17 protein-coding genes are annotated in these 17,328 nt (G+C 57.3%); 6 read left to right on the top strand and 11 right to left on the bottom strand.

Annotated elements, in window-relative coordinates:
* Nucleotides 1-455: 455 nt before the first annotated feature.
* The gene (locus L1249_RS09435; RefSeq protein ID WP_044629306.1) at nt 456-782 is read left to right on the top strand and encodes a hypothetical protein; all 327 of its coding nucleotides are present in this window, start codon (nt 456-458) and stop codon (nt 780-782) included.
* Between the two features lie 64 nt (nt 783-846).
* On the opposite strand, the gene cysZ is transcribed toward L1249_RS09435, so the two are convergent.
* The 6 genes from cysZ to L1249_RS09405 form a co-directional block, all read right to left on the bottom strand.
* Nucleotides 847-1,581, bottom strand: coding sequence for a sulfate transporter CysZ (gene cysZ, locus L1249_RS09430; protein ID WP_044629307.1), 735 nt, complete (start codon nt 1,579-1,581; stop codon nt 847-849).
* Between the two features lie 69 nt (nt 1,582-1,650).
* A complete protein-coding gene (gene phoU / locus L1249_RS09425) occupies nt 1,651-2,376 on the bottom strand; it encodes a phosphate signaling complex protein PhoU (protein ID WP_044629308.1) in 726 nt (241 codons plus the stop codon).
* Between the two features lie 30 nt (nt 2,377-2,406).
* A complete protein-coding gene (pstB, locus tag L1249_RS09420; protein WP_228168924.1) occupies nt 2,407-3,219 on the bottom strand; it encodes a phosphate ABC transporter ATP-binding protein PstB in 813 nt (270 codons plus the stop codon).
* Entirely contained in the window at nt 3,213-4,625 is a 1,413-nt protein-coding gene (gene pstA, locus L1249_RS09415; RefSeq protein ID WP_228168925.1) for a phosphate ABC transporter permease PstA, read from the bottom strand. The genes pstB and pstA overlap by 7 nt, the downstream gene beginning before the upstream one ends.
* Entirely contained in the window at nt 4,625-5,743 is a 1,119-nt protein-coding gene (locus L1249_RS09410) for an ABC transporter permease subunit (RefSeq protein ID WP_228168926.1), read from the bottom strand. The genes pstA and L1249_RS09410 overlap by 1 nt, the downstream gene beginning before the upstream one ends.
* A 95-nt stretch (nt 5,744-5,838) precedes the next feature.
* Nucleotides 5,839-6,771 carry a PstS family phosphate ABC transporter substrate-binding protein gene (locus tag L1249_RS09405; RefSeq protein ID WP_371827825.1) on the bottom strand — a complete coding sequence of 311 codons (933 nt, stop codon included), beginning with the start codon at nt 6,769-6,771 and terminating at the stop codon, nt 5,839-5,841.
* A 142-nt stretch (nt 6,772-6,913) separates the two neighbouring features.
* On the opposite strand from L1249_RS09405, the gene L1249_RS09400 reads away from it, so the two are divergent.
* A complete protein-coding gene (locus tag L1249_RS09400) occupies nt 6,914-7,327 on the top strand; it encodes an acyl-CoA thioesterase (protein ID WP_058577681.1) in 414 nt (137 codons plus the stop codon).
* 91 nt (nt 7,328-7,418) lie between these two features.
* Here the strand turns inward: L1249_RS09400 and L1249_RS09395 are convergent, their stop codons facing one another.
* The 3 genes from L1249_RS09395 to hexR all read right to left on the bottom strand — a co-directional run bounded on the left by L1249_RS09395 (nt 7,419) and on the right by hexR (nt 11,797).
* Nucleotides 7,419-8,507 carry a TRAP transporter substrate-binding protein gene (locus tag L1249_RS09395; protein ID WP_074211266.1) on the bottom strand — a complete coding sequence of 363 codons (1,089 nt, stop codon included), beginning with the start codon at nt 8,505-8,507 and terminating at the stop codon, nt 7,419-7,421.
* A gap of 145 nt (nt 8,508-8,652) precedes the next feature.
* Nucleotides 8,653-10,851, bottom strand: coding sequence for a DNA helicase II (gene uvrD / locus L1249_RS09390; protein ID WP_228168927.1), 2,199 nt, complete (start codon nt 10,849-10,851; stop codon nt 8,653-8,655).
* Between the two features lie 91 nt (nt 10,852-10,942).
* On the bottom strand, nt 10,943-11,797 hold the full coding sequence (hexR, locus tag L1249_RS09385) for a transcriptional regulator HexR (RefSeq protein ID WP_044629315.1): 855 nt from the start codon (nt 11,795-11,797) through the stop codon (nt 10,943-10,945).
* Nucleotides 11,798-12,052: 255 nt separating this feature from the next.
* Here hexR and L1249_RS09380 point away from each other — a divergent pair, with 255 nt between their 5' ends.
* Nucleotides 12,053-12,271: a PA3496 family putative envelope integrity protein gene (locus L1249_RS09380; protein ID WP_062374507.1), complete on the top strand. Its 219-nt coding sequence runs from the start codon at nt 12,053-12,055 to the stop codon at nt 12,269-12,271.
* Between the two features lie 48 nt (nt 12,272-12,319).
* Here the strand turns inward: L1249_RS09380 and L1249_RS09375 are convergent, their stop codons facing one another.
* Nucleotides 12,320-13,663: a sodium-dependent transporter gene (locus L1249_RS09375; RefSeq protein ID WP_074211268.1), complete on the bottom strand. Its 1,344-nt coding sequence runs from the start codon at nt 13,661-13,663 to the stop codon at nt 12,320-12,322.
* A gap of 157 nt (nt 13,664-13,820) precedes the next feature.
* On the bottom strand, nt 13,821-14,690 hold the full coding sequence (locus L1249_RS09370) for a DUF72 domain-containing protein (protein WP_172416687.1): 870 nt from the start codon (nt 14,688-14,690) through the stop codon (nt 13,821-13,823).
* Between the two features lie 202 nt (nt 14,691-14,892).
* Between L1249_RS09370 and hglS the strand changes: the two genes are divergently transcribed.
* From hglS to mscL, 3 genes are all read left to right on the top strand, one after another.
* Nucleotides 14,893-16,263, top strand: a complete 1,371-nt coding sequence (gene hglS / locus L1249_RS09365; protein ID WP_172416686.1) for a 2-oxoadipate dioxygenase/decarboxylase HglS — start codon at nt 14,893-14,895, stop codon at nt 16,261-16,263.
* A gap of 51 nt (nt 16,264-16,314) precedes the next feature.
* A complete protein-coding gene (gene aroQ, locus L1249_RS09360; RefSeq protein ID WP_054644913.1) occupies nt 16,315-16,761 on the top strand; it encodes a type II 3-dehydroquinate dehydratase in 447 nt (148 codons plus the stop codon).
* Nucleotides 16,762-16,822: 61 nt separating this feature from the next.
* The gene (gene mscL, locus L1249_RS09355) at nt 16,823-17,314 is read left to right on the top strand and encodes a large conductance mechanosensitive channel protein MscL (RefSeq protein WP_062359245.1); all 492 of its coding nucleotides are present in this window, start codon (nt 16,823-16,825) and stop codon (nt 17,312-17,314) included.
* Nucleotides 17,315-17,328 lie beyond the last annotated feature (14 nt).

Below are 17,328 nucleotides of genomic sequence, written 5' to 3'. Positions count from 1 at the left end.
ACAGGCGAGCGAATTCAGCGGAACGAAGCTCAGCCCGATAATGGGGGACAGGAACCGCCGTGGTACGGATCCGTTTGCCCGGTGGTGTGAGAGGACGGGGGAGGCGACTCCCCCTCCTACTCGATCCTAACACATAAACCCCAGCGAATGGCATGGCTGCCCTCTTGGCGGGGATAATGAAGCGGTTGGGCAGCGAGGCAAGTGAGTCAATTTGCGCCACTTATCCGACGCATGTGTCATTATTACACAATATTTTTGCATGGATAATGATTTTGCGGCTTTATATTGCGCGAAATTGAAAAAAATAAATTTATGTTTTTAAAAGATATTTAATTAATTTAGTGTTTTTGGCATCATGTATGCATTGGCGAGATGTAAAGTTAGCCATTAGTCGTAGTCGCTTAATTGGTTTCCACTCTACGTCGACTGGCTCAATGTTAAAGGAGTAGTAATTTATGTTTTTCAAAGACAAAGAGTTAGCTAAAAAAGCTGCAGTGTTAGGTGTTGCTTTTGGTTTGGTAGCAAGTCCGATGGCATTTGCCCAAACATCCATTGAACTCAACAAAGACCGCTCTGCAGGACACGATGTGATGCAGCCTAACTCGCACAATACGTCAGGCCCGGCTCAGTACTCTGCTAGTGACTTGACCCGTAATGAAGGCGATACGCTGGACTACTCCACTTCAAGCAGCGTCAGCGATTCCAACAGCGTGGCTACCAGTAAAGCTGGCTATGATGCTAGCGAGCTGAACCGTGATGAAGGTGATGATCTTCGTTGGTAAGCGTTGATATTAATTCCACAAAAAACCCCGCTCCGACGGGGTTTTTTGCGTATGGCTGCGTGTTCTAACGACGTGCGACAACATCTTGGGTGTCACGGTAGTGACCATCCCACATCAGCACCGCCCCCGCTACGGCGCCAGGAATTAAAAACAGATTGGCAAGCGGGATCCAGGTGACCAGCATGATCAGCCCGCCGTAGGTGAGGCTTGGCCACCAGCGGTGCGAGAGACGGCTGCGCATATCGCGAAACGTGACCTTGTTGTTATCCATCGGGTAATCAAGGTAAGTGATGGCCATCACCCAGGCGGAAAACAGTGCCCACAAGATCGGTGCCAACAGATTGAGGCCTGGTATCCAGCTGAGAATAAACAGCGCCGCCATGCGCGGCAGAATATAGCCGAGCTTGACCAGTTCGCGACCCAGTGCATCGATGGCCGTTTTAGCTAGCCCGCGATCATCCAACGGTTCCCGTCCTGTGGCTTGACGCTCGACTTTAGCGGCTAAAAAGCCGTAAAACGGCGCGGCAATCAGATGTGTCACCAGGGTGAAGGTAAAAAAGATCACCACCAAGAGGCTAACGAAGAAGAGCGGCCAGATAAGCCAAGAGAGCCACTCCAACCAGCTGGGGACCATGGTCATGGCACTGTCGAGCCAGCTATCAAAGCGGTTGAGCACCAAGCTTAGCATGCTGGCATACACGATGAGGTTGACCAGGATCGGCAGAAAAATGTAGCGCCGCAGCCCTTTTTGGTACACCAAACGTGTGCCTTGGCTCAGCGCCGTTATTGCATCCACCATGCTTGCTCCTTAAATAAAAACGCCCAGATGTGTCATCTGGGCGTATTGCAGGAGGAATTACCTGCTAGGTCAAGACTTTTTAAGCACCTTCTGCTCTAAGGTGTCGGGGTCGCTGTGGCGAATATCCAGGCCCTTCACCAGGTAGACCACGTACTCTGCCAGGTTATTGGCGTGGTCGCCCACACGCTCTAGTGCCCGCAGTACCCACATGATGCTGAGGACGGAGCTAATAGAGCGGGAGTCTTCCATCATAAAGGTCATTAGAGAGCGCATGGCGCTGCCGTATTCGTCATCCACCGACTCATCTTCACGCACAACCTGCATGGCAAGTTCGGTATCGAAGCGGGCAAAAGCCGTCAGTGCATCGCGCAGCATTTTACGCACGTGTTCACTGATGTGACGCACTTCGACCAGGCCACGAATGCCGCCGCTGTTTTCACTCAGCAGTAGGGCGTTGCGGGCAATTTTGCTCGCCTCATCGCCAATCCGCTCAAGGTCTGAGGTGGCACGAATAACGGCCAGCACCAGACGAAGGTCCGAGGCAGCCGGCTGGCGACGGGCCAGGACGCGAGTACACTCATCATCAATCTGCAGTTGCAGGTCGTTCACTTGGCGGTCGTTGTCACGCACTTTTTCGGCCAGACGGCTGTCGCCTTCCAACAGGGCGTGAACGGCGTCTTGTACCTGTTTTTCCACCAGACCGCCCATGGCCATCAGGTGGGTTTTCAGCTCTTCCAGCTCCTGGTTGAACTGGCGAGAGATATGCTGGCTGTGGCTATCGCTCGTAATATCCATTGAGCACTCCTGACGTAACGTCGGTTGGGCCTAGGTCATGCGGCCGGTAATGTAGTTTTCAGTGCGTTGTAAACGCGGGTTGGTGAACACTTGATCCGTTGGCCCGTATTCAACGAGTTCACCTTGCTGCAAAAAAGCCGTGTAGTCGGATACCCGTGCGGCTTGCTGCATATTGTGGGTAACCAGTACCAGCGTGAGCTGGGATTTCAGGTTACGAATTAGCTCTTCAATTTTAAGCGTAGAAATAGGGTCGAGCGCCGAGGCAGGCTCATCCAATAGCAATACATCGGGCTGTACGGCCAGCGTGCGGGCAATCACTAAGCGCTGCTGCTGCCCACCGGATAACTGCCACGCGGAACGGTGCAGGCGATCTTTCACCTCATCCCACAGGGCGGCTGAGGTGAGCGCCCACTCGATAATATCGTCGCGTTTGCGCTTAGGCAGGCGCCCCTGCAGGCGCAGCCCAAACGCCACGTTTTCATAGATCGACATCGGAAACGGGTTGGGCGTTTGAAACACCATGCCCACACGGCGTCGCAGCTCGGTAACGTTCATCTGCGGGGCGTGGATGTCCTGACCTTCTAACTGGATTTGCCCATGGTGCGTCACCGACTCATTCAGGTCATGCAGCCGATTAATCGCACGCAGCAAAGTAGATTTGCCACAGCCCGACGGGCCGATGAACGCGGTGACTCGATGGCGAGGTACGTCAAGCGTTAGGTCGCGCAACGCCGTTTTCCCCGCATAAGCGAGGTGAAACTGGTTGATGCTCAAACAGCAGGTCTCGGCTGAAAATCGAGTGACCGGTGTTTGAGTTGGGTTGGCGGACGATAACGCTAGCATTCGTTCCCTCGTTGACGCCTTAAATAATGACGCAGAAATATGGCAGTTAGATTAAGCACCAGCACAATCAGCACTAACAGCAGAGCGGTGGCAAACACCAGTGGGATAGCGGCTTGGACATCTTCACCGTGAAAAGCGGTATCAAATAAATGATAGCCGAGGTGCATAAACTTGCGCTCTAGATGCAGATAGGGAAATTCGCCATCGACGGGCATTTGCGGGGCCAGTTTCGCCACGCCCACCAGCATCAGCGGGGCGACTTCCCCTGCGGCTCGAGCTACCGCCAAAATCACACCGGTGAGCATCGCGGGGGTGGCCATGGGCAGTACCACGCGGGTCAGCATCTCCAAACGAGTGGCACCCAGCGCCACTGCACCTTCCCGCTGGGCGTCGGGAATACGCGCTAGCCCCTCTTCGGTGGCTACGATGACGACCGGCAGCGTTAGCAGCGCCAGAGTCAACGATGCCCAGAGGAGGCCGCCGGTTCCAAAGGTGGGCGAGGGCAGCGCATCCTCAAAAAACCAGCTGTCGATGGAGCCACCGATACCGTAAACGAAGACCCCAAGGCCAAACACCCCATAAACAATTGAGGGTACCCCTGCGAGATTGCGCACGCCGATGCGCACTAGGCGGGTTAGGCGGTTCTGGTGCGCGATTTCATTCAGATAAATGGCGGCCAGCACGCCAAACGGTGTCACGATGACCGACATCAGGATCACCATCAGTACCGTCCCGAAAATAGCGGGCCAAACGCCGCCACCGGTATTGGCTGCACGCGGACCTTCGCTGAGGAATTGCCAAATGCGCTCACTCCAGACGACGACTTTCTGCCCCCAGGACATGGCGTTGGGCGCTTGAAGAAGCGTGACACCCGACAGCGGCTGGGTAATGGTGTGCCCATTGGCAGCGGTCAGTTTGAGTTGTGCGTTAGGGCGCTGGCTGTCGGGCAGTGACAGGGATCGAGCGACAAACGCCCAGGCGGCGTCATCCTCAAAACGCTGGCCTTCGATCTCTACGGCCTCCAGGCGACCAATAAAGTCGCCCCAGGGGGAGCGCTCTAACCGGATGAGGTCGTCGGGCACGGCGACGGTGTCGATATCGTCCAGGGCCACCCAGCGCCAGCTTGCGCCGTCGATATCTCGGTTGCCGGTAAAGTAGAGCCGCTCTATGCCCGCTGTGTTAGGCAGAGGGGTTTCTCGCACCGGCTGGCCGATGACCGTTTCTCCTGAGTGAAGGGTGGCCTCTTCCAGCGTGGCGGGCCAAAAGTGGCCAAGTCCGCGCGTGGCGAGCAGGGTGAGCAGCGTGGCGAGCATCAGCAGCGACAAGGCAACGCTGGCGGCGCACAACCAGGGCCACAGCAGACTACCCATAGCGCTGATACGAGATGGACGAAATGACCAGCGCATTAGAGTTTACCTCCTAAACGCTGATAGCGCCGCCGCAGACGTTGACGCACCACTTCCGCTAACGTATTGACTAAAAAGGTGAAGATAAACAAGGATAGCGCGGCAAAAATGAGTAGATGGTACGTAAGGCCTCCGGGAGAAGCTTCCGGCAGCTCAATCGCAATAGACGCAGAAAGCGAGCGTAGCCCTTCAAAGGGGCTGGCGCTAAAGAGCGCGGTATTGCCGCTGGCCATTAATACAATCATGGTTTCGCCCACAGCGCGCCCGGCTCCAATCATTACCGCTGAAAAGACCCCTGGCCCTGCTGTGGGGAGCGCCACCTTCCACAGCGCTTGCCAGCGGCTGGCCCCCAGTGCTTGGGCACCCTCCATTAAACTTGCGGGCACATCGGCAAGGGCGTCTTCTGCCAGCGAGTAGATGCTGGGAATCACCGCAAACCCCATGGCAATCCCCACAATTAGCGCGTTGCGAGTGGCGTAGTCCAGCCCGTACTGTTGGTCGAGCAGGCGGCGAAGATCGCCGCCGAACCACGCTTGCTCCATCAGCGGAGCTAGCCATAAGGCCAGCGTGACCATGATGACCAGCCACGGCATCAGCCAGACGCCTGCCCAAGAGAGCGGCAGCCACTGGCGCAGGCGGGCGTTGGCGAGATACCAGAGCCCGCCTGCCAATGCGGCGCTAAGCGGTAGCCAAACGATCACTAGCAAAGTGCTGGCTAAGTGACGCTCTACCCACGGCGCTAGCAGTAGCCCAGCAACAAAGCCCACCACCACGCCGGGGATGGCTTCCATCAGCTCAAGAATAGGTTTTACCCGGCTGCGCAGTCGTGTCGACATAAACAGCGCCGAATACATGGCCGCACCCAGCGCAATAGGCGTGGCAAACAGCATCGCGGCGAGGGCTGCTTTAAGAGTACCCCAGGCAAGCGGTGATAAGGTGCTGAGCGAAAACGCGTCACCAAACGCCAGCAGCGGCAGTGTTTCCCAAATAAGGAACACGCCAATGGCGAGGATAGCCAACAGAACACCAATACCACCGGCGGTGATTAGCCCGGTCGCAATACGGTCGTGGATAAGGCGCAGCGGCTGACGCAAAAAAGGAAGCCGTGGAGGAGTCATGTCGACATCATAAAGAAACGAGTGCCGTAGCAAAAAGTACGTACATAGCCGAAGCTTTATACCCTACGTCATGTTTATGACAGTTAAGTGACAGTTTAGTCGCCAAGCAGTAGAGGTGAGCGCTGGGTCTGAGGCAGAGGCACAAAGCCAGCGGCTTGTACAATTTGTTGCCCTTCATCCGAGAAAATCAGTTCAAGAAACGCCTGCTCGGCGGGCGGCAGTCTCTCACCGGGCGGCAGGTTAACGTAAAGGTAGAGATCCCGCGAGAGCGGATAGGTATCGTCCTGAATTGTCGCCACGCTGGGGGTAATGGCAGTGCCTTTATCGTTGATCAGCGGTAGCGCGCGTACCATGGGATTTAAGTGGTTATAGCCCGCATAACCCATGGCGTTGGGAGATTCGCCTACGGCGGCAATCACCGCTGAAGAGCCGGGGTGTTCGCTAATATCGCGGCGAAACTGGCCGTTACATAGCGCCTGTTCCTGAAATAGCCTATGGGTGCCCGAGGCTAAATTTCGGCCGTGCAGGGCAATTTTTCCATAGGGCCACTGATCTGCGGGCAGCAGGTCTTCCCAGCGGCGAATGGGTTGGGGTCCTCCGCAGTCCAGCGATGTGGAAAAGATGGCATCGGCCTGCTTGCGGGTTAGCGATGCCAGTGGGTTATGACGGTGAACCACCAGCAACAGGGCATCCCGAGCGACGCTCAGCTCGTGAGGGGGGTAGCCGTAACGTTCGATAAACTGCTGGCGCTCGCGCTCGGTTATCGGGCGCGACATCGGCCCAAAGCGCGTTGTGCCCGCTACCAAGGCAGTCGGTGCGCTGGCGGAACCGCCTGCTTGAAACTGCAGCGTAATATCAGGGTAGCGGTGATGTAACGCTTCCCCCCAGCGTAGCATTAGCCCCGCCATGGTGTCGGAGCCAACCGCCCCTAAAGTGCCCCCAACAGGGCTTGGTTGCCCCCAAGCGCAGGCGCAAAAAAATAGCAGCCCGCCTGCCAACCAGAGGCGGTAGTGTTGGTTAAACCTCAAGCGATAGCGCTTCAAACCATTGCCCTTCAAACGTCACCCCTCTTATGATTAACTATCGCCAGCCTGTTGCGATGCAGCAACACGACACTCATCCGTATCACCGAGTAACATCACAACAATAACCTTACAAAGCGACCACCTTATGACACCGCTGGACACCGACTTGGACGATGTACCCGCCCCAAAAGGGCAGCTCACCTTAAAGTTACTGGCTTCTCGACAAGATACCAATCTCTATGGCGATATTCCTGGCGGCTGGCTAGTCAATCAAATGGATCAAGCGGCGGAATTGGCCGCCGGGCGCGAAGCTGGTGGGCGTACTGCCACAGTGGCCATTGAAGCGATGGATTTCCTCAGCCCTGTGCGAGTGGGCTCTATGGTGAGCGTGTATACTCAAGTGCAAGACATTGGCCACAGCTCCATCAAAATTGATGTAGAGGTATGGGTGCGCCCGCCCCACGGCCGCCATATTGAAGAGCGCCAGAAAGTCACCGAAGCACGCTTTGTGATGGTGGCGCTGGACGACAATGGGCGTATTCGCGCCGTACACGGCTAAGCTCTCTGTCACTTGTTCTATCTACAAAGCAGCAAAAAGGGCGCCGAGGCGCCCTTTTGTCATTAGCCGAGTGTCATTAGCCGAGAACAGGTTATGCACCTACGTTGTCGCGGCTCTTCAGGTAAGCGTACTCACCCGCATCGCTAAACGGGCGCACCACTTTCTGGAATGCCGAGTAGGATTCGTAAACGCGGCGAGACTCTTCGTCGCTATCTACCTGACGCTGAATGGCCTCTTTAGACGACTCGTACAGCGCGGCCATCACGTCTTCCGGGAAGGTGCGCAGCTGCACACCGTGCTCTTCCACCAGCGTTTCCAGGGCCTGGGCGTTGCGGTAGGCAAGCTCGCTGATCATCGCTAGGTTAGAAGCGCGTGCCGCTTCGCGGATCACGTCCTGCAGGTCTTCCGGCAGCGCATTCCACGCATCCAGGTTGATAGTGCCTTCAAGGACGGCAGAGGGCTCGTTCCACACTGACGTGTAGTAGTAGTCTGCCACTTGGTGCAGGCCAAAGGCCAGGTCGTTATACGGACCCACCCAGTCAGCGGCGTCTAGCGCACCGGTTTGTAGCGAGGTGAAGATTTCTGAACCGGCCATGTTCACGGTGCTCACACCGATGCCGTTCATGGCTTCACCGGCGAGACCCGGCAGGCGCAGCTTCAGGCCCTGCATATCGTCGAGGGAGTTGATCTCTTTTTTGAACCAGCCCGCCATCTGTGTGCCGGTGTTACCCACGGCAAACGGCTTCAGGTTGTGGTTGGCGTAGATCTCATCCCACAGTTCTTGACCACCGCCGTGGTACAGCCAGGCGTTCATTTCAGTGGTGGTCATGCCAAATGGCACGGCGGTGAAGAACTGGGAAGCCGCGACTTTACCGCGCCAGTAGTAAGACGCGGAGTGACCCATTTCAGCCGTGCCAGCGGCGACGGCATCAAAGACTTCCAGTGCCGGTACCAGCTCGCCTGCACCGTGAACGCGAATGCGCATGCGGCCGTTAGAGAGCTGTTCCACACGACGAGCAAAGTCGTTAGCACCGGTACCCAGGGCGGGGAAATTCTTCGGCCAGGAGGTGACCATATCCCAGGTGTAGGTTTCGTTAGCGCTGGCGGTAGAAACAAAGGGGGCGGCAGCGACACCGGCGGCACCCAGACCGGCGGTTTTCAAAAATTGGCGGCGTTGCATGGCGGGCATGACTCCGAAATTATAGGCTGTTTTTTTATAAGCGCAGTGAGCGCAGTGTCCGCCCGCCAGTATGCGCTAAGCCGCTTTTATAGGGCAAGTGTCTGTCTTCCCTTGCCCTTTTTAGGCTTTAAAACGGCGATAGGTTTTAAAGCGGCGTAAGCTTGGCAAACCCGAGCATGAGCCACTTCACGCCGTTACCGTCGAAGCTTACCTGCACGCGAGCACGGGCACCTTCGCCCTCGGTGTTGAGAATAATCCCCTCACCAAATACCGGGTGCTCGACCCGCTGGCCGACATGCAGCGCAGGTGGCTCGCCGTCGCTCTCGATACTGGTTTGGGCGAAGCTTTGCCGCGATGCGGTTACCGGGCGGGAGATATGGCCCCTTAGGCGCACTTCTTCCAGCAGGTGGGGCGGCAGTTCGCGCAGAAAGCGCGAAGGGCGTGGAAACACCTCTTTGCCGTGCAGGCGGCGGGTTTCTGCGTGGGTCAGGTAGAGCTTCTGCATGGCGCGGGTAACGCCTACATAGCAAAGCCTGCGCTCCTCCTCGAGCCGCCCCGGCTCCTCCACCGACATCTTATGCGGGAACAGCCCCTCCTCCACACCGGCGATAAACACCACGGGAAACTCTAGCCCTTTCGCTGAGTGCAGCGTCATCAGCTGCACGCTGTCCTCGAACTCCTCGGCTTCATGGTCGCCTGCGTTGAGGGCGGCTTCCGAAAGGAAGGCTTCCAGCGCGGCCATGCCCTCGCCCGCTTCCGGGGTTTCAAAGGCGTCGCCATGGGTGAAGGCGCGGGCAGCGGTGACCAGCTCTTCCAAGTTTTCGACCCGCGCCTGGCCTTTCTCGCCACGCTCGCTTTTATGGTGCTCGATCAACCCGGTGTGCGCGGTGACATGGTCGATGATCTCATGCAGAGGCAGCCCGGCGGCGTCGTTATCGAGCTGCTCGATTAGGTTGGCGAAGGCCTGCACGGCGTTGCCCGCCCGGCCTCTTAAGGTGCCATCCTGAATCGCGTCGTGGAGCGCCTGCCAGAGCGAAACGCCCTGTTCCCGTGCGCGGTGGCGGACGATTTCCACCGTGCGGGTGCCAATGCCTCGGGTGGGCACGTTGATGACGCGCTCCAGGGAGGCGTCGTCGTCCCGGTTGAGCAGCAGGCGAAGGTAGGCCAGGGCGTTTTTGATCTCCAGTCGCTCATAAAAGCGGTGGCCGCCGTAGATGCGGTAGGGCATCCCTTGGCGAATCAGCGTCTCTTCCAGCAGTCGCGACTGGGCGTTGGAGCGGTATAGGATGGCGACATCACGACGGTTGAAGCCCTCCTCGATTTTCTCTTTGATGGTGTCGACGATGTAGCGGGCTTCTTCCAGGTCGTTGAACCCGGCATACACCGAGATCGGCTCGCCCTTGATACCATCGGTCCAGAGGTTTTTACCCAGCCGTTCGCTGTTATGGCTAATCAGCGTGTTAGCGGCTTCCAAGATTGCGCTGGTAGAGCGGTAGTTCTGTTCCAGACGCACCGTATGGGTATCGGTAAACTCCTCTTCAAAGCGGCGAATATTCTCCACTTTGGCACCCCGCCAGCCGTAAATGGACTGGTCATCATCGCCCACGGCGGTCATCGGCGTTTGCTGGCCGGTGAGCAGTTTCAGCCAGGCGTACTGAAGGGTGTTGGTATCCTGAAACTCGTCTACCAGCACATGGCCAAAGCGCTCGCGATAGTGGTTCAGCAGCGGCGGGTTGTCGCGCAGAAGCTCCAGGCTGCGCAGCAGCAGCTCACCGAAATCCACCAGCCCGCCTCGCTCGCAGGTGAACTGGTAGCGCTCGTAGAGCTCGACCATCTGGGCGAGGTACGCATCGCCATTGACGTTCACTTGATGGGGTCGCAGGCCCTCTTCCTTGCAACCAGAAATGAACCCCTGCACCTGGCGGGGCGGGAAGCGCTCGTCATCGATCGAGTAATCTTTGAGCAGCCGTTTGATCAGCCGGAGCTGGTCGTCGGAGTCAATGATTTGAAAGTGTTGGGGCAAGCGGGCGTCTTGCCAGTGGGTGCGTAGCAGCCGGTGGGCAATGGAGTGGAAGGTGCCGACCCACACGTGGCGCATGGAAATACCCAGCAGCGCTTCTAAGCGCGTGCGCATTTCCCGTGCCGCTTTGTTGGTAAACGTGACCGCCAGCAGCGCATAAGGAGACAGCCCCTCGGCCTGCATCAGCCAGGCAATGCGGTGAACCAGCACGCGGGTTTTACCGGAGCCCGCGCCCGCCAGTACCAGTAGGTTGCCCTGGGGGGCACTGACGGCCTCTCGCTGGGCGGGGTTGAGCTGATCGAGTATCGCCGTGACGTCGTCCATATAAGCCGCTGCCGGTTCGAAAAATGGGCGGCCAGTTTAGCACAGCCCGCCCACTGGCTGGGTATACAGCGTGCGTCGCGTTAGCCCGCCGTTAGTGGTCGTCTGGGTAACGCAGCGTGGTCAGGCTCTTTTTCACCGCTTTAAGCTGCTCGGCGAGTTTGGGGCCGCGGGTTTTCGCGACACCAACGGCCAGCACGTCGATCAGCACCAAGTGCGCGATGCGCGAGCTGAGCGGCGTGTAAATCTCGGTATCTTCATGCACATCGATAAACAGCGGTAGGCTCACTTCATGGGCCAGCGGCGACTCGCTGGGGCACAGGCCAATCACCGTAGCGCCCGCTTCGCGGGCCAAGCGCACGCTGGCCACCAGCGCCTTGGTGCGCCCGGTTTGTGAAATCGCCACTACCACATCGCCCTCTTGCAGTGTCACTGCCGACATGTTCTGCATGTGAGGGTCGGCGTAGGCGGAGGTCGAGATCTGCAGGCGGAAGAACTTGTGCTGGGCATCGAACGCCACGGCACCAGAGGCACCAAAGCCGTAAAACTCCACCCGGTTGGCCATGGCCAGTGCATTCACTGCTCGCCCCAAGGCTTCATTGTCGAGCCGATCGCGTACCGACAGCAGTGTGCCGACGGTGGAGTCAAAAATGCTGTGAGAGAACTCCGCCACCGAGTCGCTATCGTTCATCGAGAACTGGGCGAACTGACTACCGCTGGCCAGCATCTGGGCGAGCTGAAGCTTGAAGTCCTGGAAACCGTTGCAGCCAAGGGCGCGGCAGAAGCGCACCACGGTAGGCTCGCTCACCTTCGCCTCGGTGGCAAGGTCCACGATCCGCATATGGATCACTTCATCGGGGTTACGCAGCACGAACCGCGCTACCTTTTGTTCGGAGCGACGGAAATGCTCCATGCGGCGTCTCATTTCATCGAACAGGGCGCGGCTCACGTTCAGCTCCTTAAATTCTTGATCGTGCTTATGCAGCCTAGGTGGCCACAGTATGCCTGAGTGACGCGAAGAGGGCAGCGGTAATCACCCGTAATGGCTGCCGTTTAAAGGGCGTTAACCCCCTTTCTTCAAGATTCGTCATCATTTTGTCAAGTAGGTTATAGTAAGAAGTGACGTGCCGCACTGCATCATTTAAAAATCAGTCGTCACGGATGCAGGTGGACGTAGGCAACTTCACCTGGAGGAGCGTCGATCATGAGAAACGTCGAACGAATGACCTCGGTAAAAAGCGAATTGCTCGACATATTCATGAGTATGGAGGTCGATGAGCATGCCCAACGTCGGCGCAGCGCCGCCCAGCGTAGCCTAAGGGCACGCAGAGGGATTGAGCTGCATCGGGAGTTTCAGAAATTGTCGCGGGATATCGCTCCCTTGCCGGACGATGACGAACCGCAAGAGAGCGAATTGCACTAACAACAGCGTGCGATAGACAGCCCCGCCAGCTAGCGGGGCCGTGACGGCTTAGAGTAAGCCTGTGACGAAGACAGCGATGACGCCTGCGGGCGCTACATAGCGCGCGATGATGTTCCATACGCTTACGCCAGTGGCTGACAGCCCAAGCTCAGCCTCGACACTCTTGCGCTCTAAGCACCACGCAGCGAAGAGAATCGCACCCAAGCCGGTAAGCGGCAGCATGATTTTGCTGGTCAGCGTATCCAGTAGGTCGAACACGCCCATACCGAACATGAGCGGCTCGCTCCACACGTTGAAGGAGAGCAGAGCGGCAATACCCAGCGCCCAAGCGCCCACCCCGGCAACAACGGTCGCCATCACGCGAGACAGCGGCGTGCGCTCTTCAATAAACTCAACCACGGGCTCAAGCAGCGAAATGGCCGAGGTCAGCGCTGCGAAAGTGAGTAGCAGGAAGAACATCAAACCCAGCAGAGAGCCACCGTCCATATTGCCAAATGCTAAGGGCAGCGTAACAAAGATCAGCCCAGGGCCTGAGGCTAGGTCAAGGTTGTTCGCAAACACGATGGGGAAGATCGCAAGACCTGCGCCGAGAGCGATCACCGTATCCATAATGATCACTGTGCGGGCGGTTTGGAGTAGGTTGATCTCTTTGCCCAGGTAAGAGCCATACGCCATCATGATGCCCATACCCAGCGACAGGGTGAAAAAGGCGTGCCCTAACGCGGCCAGGACTGTCTCTGCGCTTAGCTTGCTCCAGTCCGGGTTGAACATATATGCCAGCGCTTCACCGAAATGGCCGGTCGACATGCCATAACCGATCAGCACGACCAGCAGTAACGCGAGTACCGGCATCAAGATGCGTACAGCGCCTTCCAGCCCTTTTGTTACACCACGGGCAACAATACCAATCACCAACAGCATAAAGGCAGAGTGGCCAAGCAGGAGTAGCCCGGGGTTGCTGAGCATACCGTTAAACAGCGCCCCGATGCCGTCGGCGTCTTGGCCGCTGAAGGTGCCGCTTACTGAGTTAAGGGTGTAGTAGAGCGACCAGCCGCCGATCACGCTATAGAACGACAGGATTAAAAACGCCCCCACAATGCCGCTAATACCCACCACGGCCCACATACTGGATTTATTGGCTTGGCGTGCCAGCTCAGACATCGTGCTTGCTGGATTCTTCTGGCCGCGCCGCCCGATAAGCCACTCAGAAACAAGAATGGGCAAGCCAATGAGCCCAATACAAAGCAGATAAACAAATACGAAAGCAGCCCCGCCGCTTTCGCCCACCATGTACGGGAACTTCCAAATATTTCCTAAGCCAACCGCTGAGCCCGCTGCGGCCAGCACAAAGGTCATACGCGATGACCACTGTGCATGTGCAAGTTTTGCCATAAATCACCTGTGTTATACGTTCAATTGTAATGAGTCGTTATCGGCTTGCTGCGCCGATTTTCGGAAATAGAGAAATTGCCAGCGTACTTTTCCGAAAGAACGCGCAATTTATCCGATCATAGGGGGGCTTGCCAGTCAGCTCGTCTAAAAAGAGGCCTTAGAATAGCTGGCTCTGCTTTTCGTCAGCAAAAGGCTCGAGAGCCGGTAGTGAAATGCGCCGTTGGAGGGCGTGGTACAGGTGTCGAGCCATCTCAGGAGACTCACGGTTATCGGCTGTATGCACAAATAAGAAAGGGCTTTTCCCCTGACTTATCCACAGGGCGAGGCGGTCTACCCACGGCTCGAAGTAGCGAGTATTGATGGCTTTGTCAATATGGCCAATGAAGCGAATAATCGGTTGCTCTGCCGTGGAAAGCACGTGTAACGGGAGTTTCGGCTTTTCCTGCTGGGCGTGGGCCAGCCCAGCGTGTCCTTCATGCGGCGTAGAGAAGACCGGGCGCACATCCAGCATGACTCGGTTGACCGAATAAGTTATCAACAGGCGGTTCAAGGCCCTCTCTGCGTCACCTTTGTGGAAAAAAACAGGGTGGCGAACCTCTACCGCACAGGGCAAGTGCGCTGGCCACTGGGCGAGCAGGGCTTCCAGTTTGGGGAGTTCGGCAGGGCCAAAGTCTCTGGGTAGCTGCACCATGGTAGGGCCTAGCCGGTCGTGCAGGGGCGTCAGTGCCTCTATAAACTCCCAGGCAGACGCTAAACTGCCGAGGCGCTGGTCATGCGTCACGCTCGCCGGCAGTTTGAAGCAGAAGCGAAAGTGCGCTGGGGCTTGGCGGGCCCAAGCAGCGATGGTGTCGGATTTGGGCGCACCGCTGTAAAACGTCGTATTGCCCTCGACGCTGGAAAACACTGCCGCGTAGTCGCTCAGCAGGTCGGTTTTGGCCTGGCGTGGGTAGAGGCCACCCTGCCAATCCTGATTGGCCCACATGGGCAAGCCAAGATACAGCGGTAGGAACGAGCATGGAGCGGTCATCGCAACGGTAGCCTTTGTCGACAGTAGCCAAAGTAACGCATAAAAAAGTCACTGTAACCTTAACATCGCCCGCGGTGGCGGTGGCGGTGGTGCAAGGCGTGTTCATGAAGATAACGGCCACATTTATGAAACTCTCCCCGTCGCTACAGCGCTACTATAGTGATTATTACAACGCTCACAAGACAATCGACAGGAACGCCCCATGGATGCTGCTTATGTAAGCGCCGACGATATTCGCGATCACTTCTCCAAAGCGATGTCGGCGATGTATCAACAGGAAGTACCGCAATACGGCACGCTGCTCTCGCTGGTGGAGTGTGTGAATCGTGACGTGCTGGCCAACGATGCCGACCTCGCCCGCACGCTCGAAACCTCCGACGAGCTGGCGCGCCTGAGCGTCGAGCGTCATGGAGCGATCCGGGTCGGCCTGCCCGAAGAGCTGGCGCTGCTGCGGCGTATGTTTGCGGTCATGGGCATGTATCCGGTGGGTTACTACGACTTGGCGGCTGCCGGTGTGCCGGTGCACTCCACGGCCTTTCGTCCGGTGGACGACGACGCGTTGAGGCGTAATCCCTTTCGTGTCTTTACCTCGCTGCTGCGGCTAGAGCTCATCGAAAACGCAGCGCTTCGCGAGCAGGCGCGGGAAATTCTCTCTCGCCGTGAGATCGTCACCCCCGAGGCCCAGGCGCTAATCGCCCGCTGCGAAGAGCAGGGTGGCCTAAACGCGACTGATGCCAAGGTATTCGTGCAGGCCGCGCTCAATACGTTCCGCTGGCACCACGATGCGACGGTGGATCGCGCCACCTATGACCGTTTGCATCAAGAGCATCGGCTTATTGCCGACGTGGTGAGCTTTAGAGGCCCGCATATCAACCATTTAACCCCGCGCACCTTGGATATCGATGCAGTACAGCAGCAGATGCCGAGTGTTGGCATCGACCCTAAGGCGGTGATCGAAGGTCCGCCCCGTCGCCGCTGCCCGATTCTACTGCGCCAAACCAGTTTCAAAGCGCTGGAAGAGACCATTACCTTTGCCGACAGCGTGGCGGGACACCATACCGCCCGCTTCGGTGAAATCGAGCAGCGTGGCGTTGCTCTCACTCAAAAAGGGCGAGCGCTCTACGATCAGCTCTTGGCCCAGTCGCAGCAGTTGCCTCCCGCTAAAGATAACAGCGCTCATCAGGCGCAGTTGACGGAAGTGTTCCAAGCATTCCCAGACGACCACGCCACGCTACGTCGTGAAGGGCTGGCGTTCTTCCACTATCACGCCGTACCGGGTACCACTGCATCGCTACCCGCGCAGATTAACGCGGATACCCTTGACGCACTCATCGAGCAAGGCGCGCTGACTTGCCAGCCCATGATTTATGAGGACTTTCTGCCGGTCAGCGCGGCGGGCATCTTCCAGTCGAACCTGGGCGGCGAGCAGCGCGATGAATACGCAAGCCAAGCCAACCAAGCCCAATTCGAACGTGACCTGGGGGCCTCCGTGATTGATGAAATCGCGCTGTATGAACAGCGCCAGCAGGCATCACTGGATAAGGCGCTGGCGGTGCTTGCGGGAAGGTGTTAGAACGAGGCGACAAACGCAACACGGCTAACCACATCACCGAAGGAGTGCGCTATGCAGCAGGGCAAAGTATTGGTGTTACATGGGCCTAATCTCAATTTATTAGGCACGCGTCAGCCAGAGATTTATGGCTATGACACACTCGACGATGTGAATAACCTGCTGCGCGAAAAAGCGGTAATGGCAGGCTGGGAGATCACCTGCCTGCAAAGTAACCATGAAGGTGCGCTCATCGACGCCATTCACGCAGCGAGGGTAGATGGCACGCAGGCCATCATTATCAATCCGGCGGCCTATACTCATACCTCGGTAGCGATCCTCGATGCATTGAACGCCTTTGATGGCCAGGTCATCGAAGTCCATCTCTCCAACGTGCATAAGCGCGAGTCGTTTCGCCACCACTCCTATGTCTCGCTACGGGCCGATGGCGTGATTGCTGGCCTAGGCGTGCAGGGATATAAAGCGGCGCTAGAGGCGGTGATGGCTGCCTCCCATCAATAATATAACTCCTTTGTATCGTTAGCCCTTGGCGTTTCATTGGCTTGGTGAGGTTAAAAGGCGTATGGCTAAATTTTTTCGGGAATTCCGCGAGTTTGCCGTCAAGGGCAATGTGATTGATATGGCGGTGGGTATCATCATTGGCGGAGCGTTTACGCTGATTGTGCAAAGTCTCGTCAAGGACGTAATGAATCCGCTGATTGGCCTGTTGGTGGGTGGGATCGATTTTTCGAATCTGTTCGTCGTATTGCGGGAAGGCGTGGCGGGAGCGCCCTATGCCACCTTGGCGGAAGCTCAAGCGGCAGGGGCAGTGACGCTGAACGTGGGGCTGTTTATCAACGCGGTGGTGAGCTTCTCCATCGTCGCGTTCGTGGTGTTTTTGCTGGTGCGTACCATCAACCGCTTAAAGCGCGAAGAGGCGGTGGCACCGGCAGACCCGACCGAAAAGCCCTGCCCTTACTGTTTTATGGTGGTGCCAATCAAGGCCGTTCGCTGTGGTCACTGTACGTCTGAGCTACAGGCGGCGGCCCCAGAGAAGCCTACCGAGAGCGTGTAGCGAAGCGTCATTAA

Origin of the sequence: Halomonas sp. Cn5-12, assembly GCF_021532545.1 — a bacterium.
In the GTDB taxonomy this organism is placed as follows: Bacteria; Pseudomonadota; Gammaproteobacteria; order Pseudomonadales; family Halomonadaceae; genus Vreelandella; species Vreelandella aquamarina.
The sequence above is the reverse complement of the archived record's forward strand: the minus strand, read 5'-3'. Positions and strand labels throughout refer to the sequence as shown.

What these genes read in the sequence shown, in the direction of transcription:
- L1249_RS09395 (WP_074211266.1), bottom strand. Translation starts at nt 8,507, where the DNA reads ATGCAACGCCGCCAATTTTTGAAAACCGCCGGTCTGGGTGCCGCCGGT.
- pstB (WP_228168924.1), bottom strand. Translation starts at nt 3,219, where the DNA reads ATGCTAGCGTTATCGTCCGCCAACCCAACTCAAACACCGGTCACTCGA.
- L1249_RS09435 (WP_044629306.1), top strand. Translation starts at nt 456, where the DNA reads ATGTTTTTCAAAGACAAAGAGTTAGCTAAAAAAGCTGCAGTGTTAGGT.
- L1249_RS09380 (WP_062374507.1), top strand. Translation starts at nt 12,053, where the DNA reads ATGAGAAACGTCGAACGAATGACCTCGGTAAAAAGCGAATTGCTCGAC.
- mscL (WP_062359245.1), top strand. Translation starts at nt 16,823, where the DNA reads ATGGCTAAATTTTTTCGGGAATTCCGCGAGTTTGCCGTCAAGGGCAAT.
- uvrD (WP_228168927.1), bottom strand. Translation starts at nt 10,851, where the DNA reads ATGGACGACGTCACGGCGATACTCGATCAGCTCAACCCCGCCCAGCGA.
- L1249_RS09375 (WP_074211268.1), bottom strand. Translation starts at nt 13,663, where the DNA reads ATGGCAAAACTTGCACATGCACAGTGGTCATCGCGTATGACCTTTGTG.
- L1249_RS09370 (WP_172416687.1), bottom strand. Translation starts at nt 14,690, where the DNA reads ATGACCGCTCCATGCTCGTTCCTACCGCTGTATCTTGGCTTGCCCATG.
- cysZ (WP_044629307.1), bottom strand. Translation starts at nt 1,581, where the DNA reads ATGGTGGATGCAATAACGGCGCTGAGCCAAGGCACACGTTTGGTGTAC.
- L1249_RS09410 (WP_228168926.1), bottom strand. Translation starts at nt 5,743, where the DNA reads ATGACTCCTCCACGGCTTCCTTTTTTGCGTCAGCCGCTGCGCCTTATC.
- aroQ (WP_054644913.1), top strand. Translation starts at nt 16,315, where the DNA reads ATGCAGCAGGGCAAAGTATTGGTGTTACATGGGCCTAATCTCAATTTA.
- L1249_RS09400 (WP_058577681.1), top strand. Translation starts at nt 6,914, where the DNA reads ATGACACCGCTGGACACCGACTTGGACGATGTACCCGCCCCAAAAGGG.
- hglS (WP_172416686.1), top strand. Translation starts at nt 14,893, where the DNA reads ATGGATGCTGCTTATGTAAGCGCCGACGATATTCGCGATCACTTCTCC.
- pstA (WP_228168925.1), bottom strand. Translation starts at nt 4,625, where the DNA reads ATGCGCTGGTCATTTCGTCCATCTCGTATCAGCGCTATGGGTAGTCTG.
- phoU (WP_044629308.1), bottom strand. Translation starts at nt 2,376, where the DNA reads ATGGATATTACGAGCGATAGCCACAGCCAGCATATCTCTCGCCAGTTC.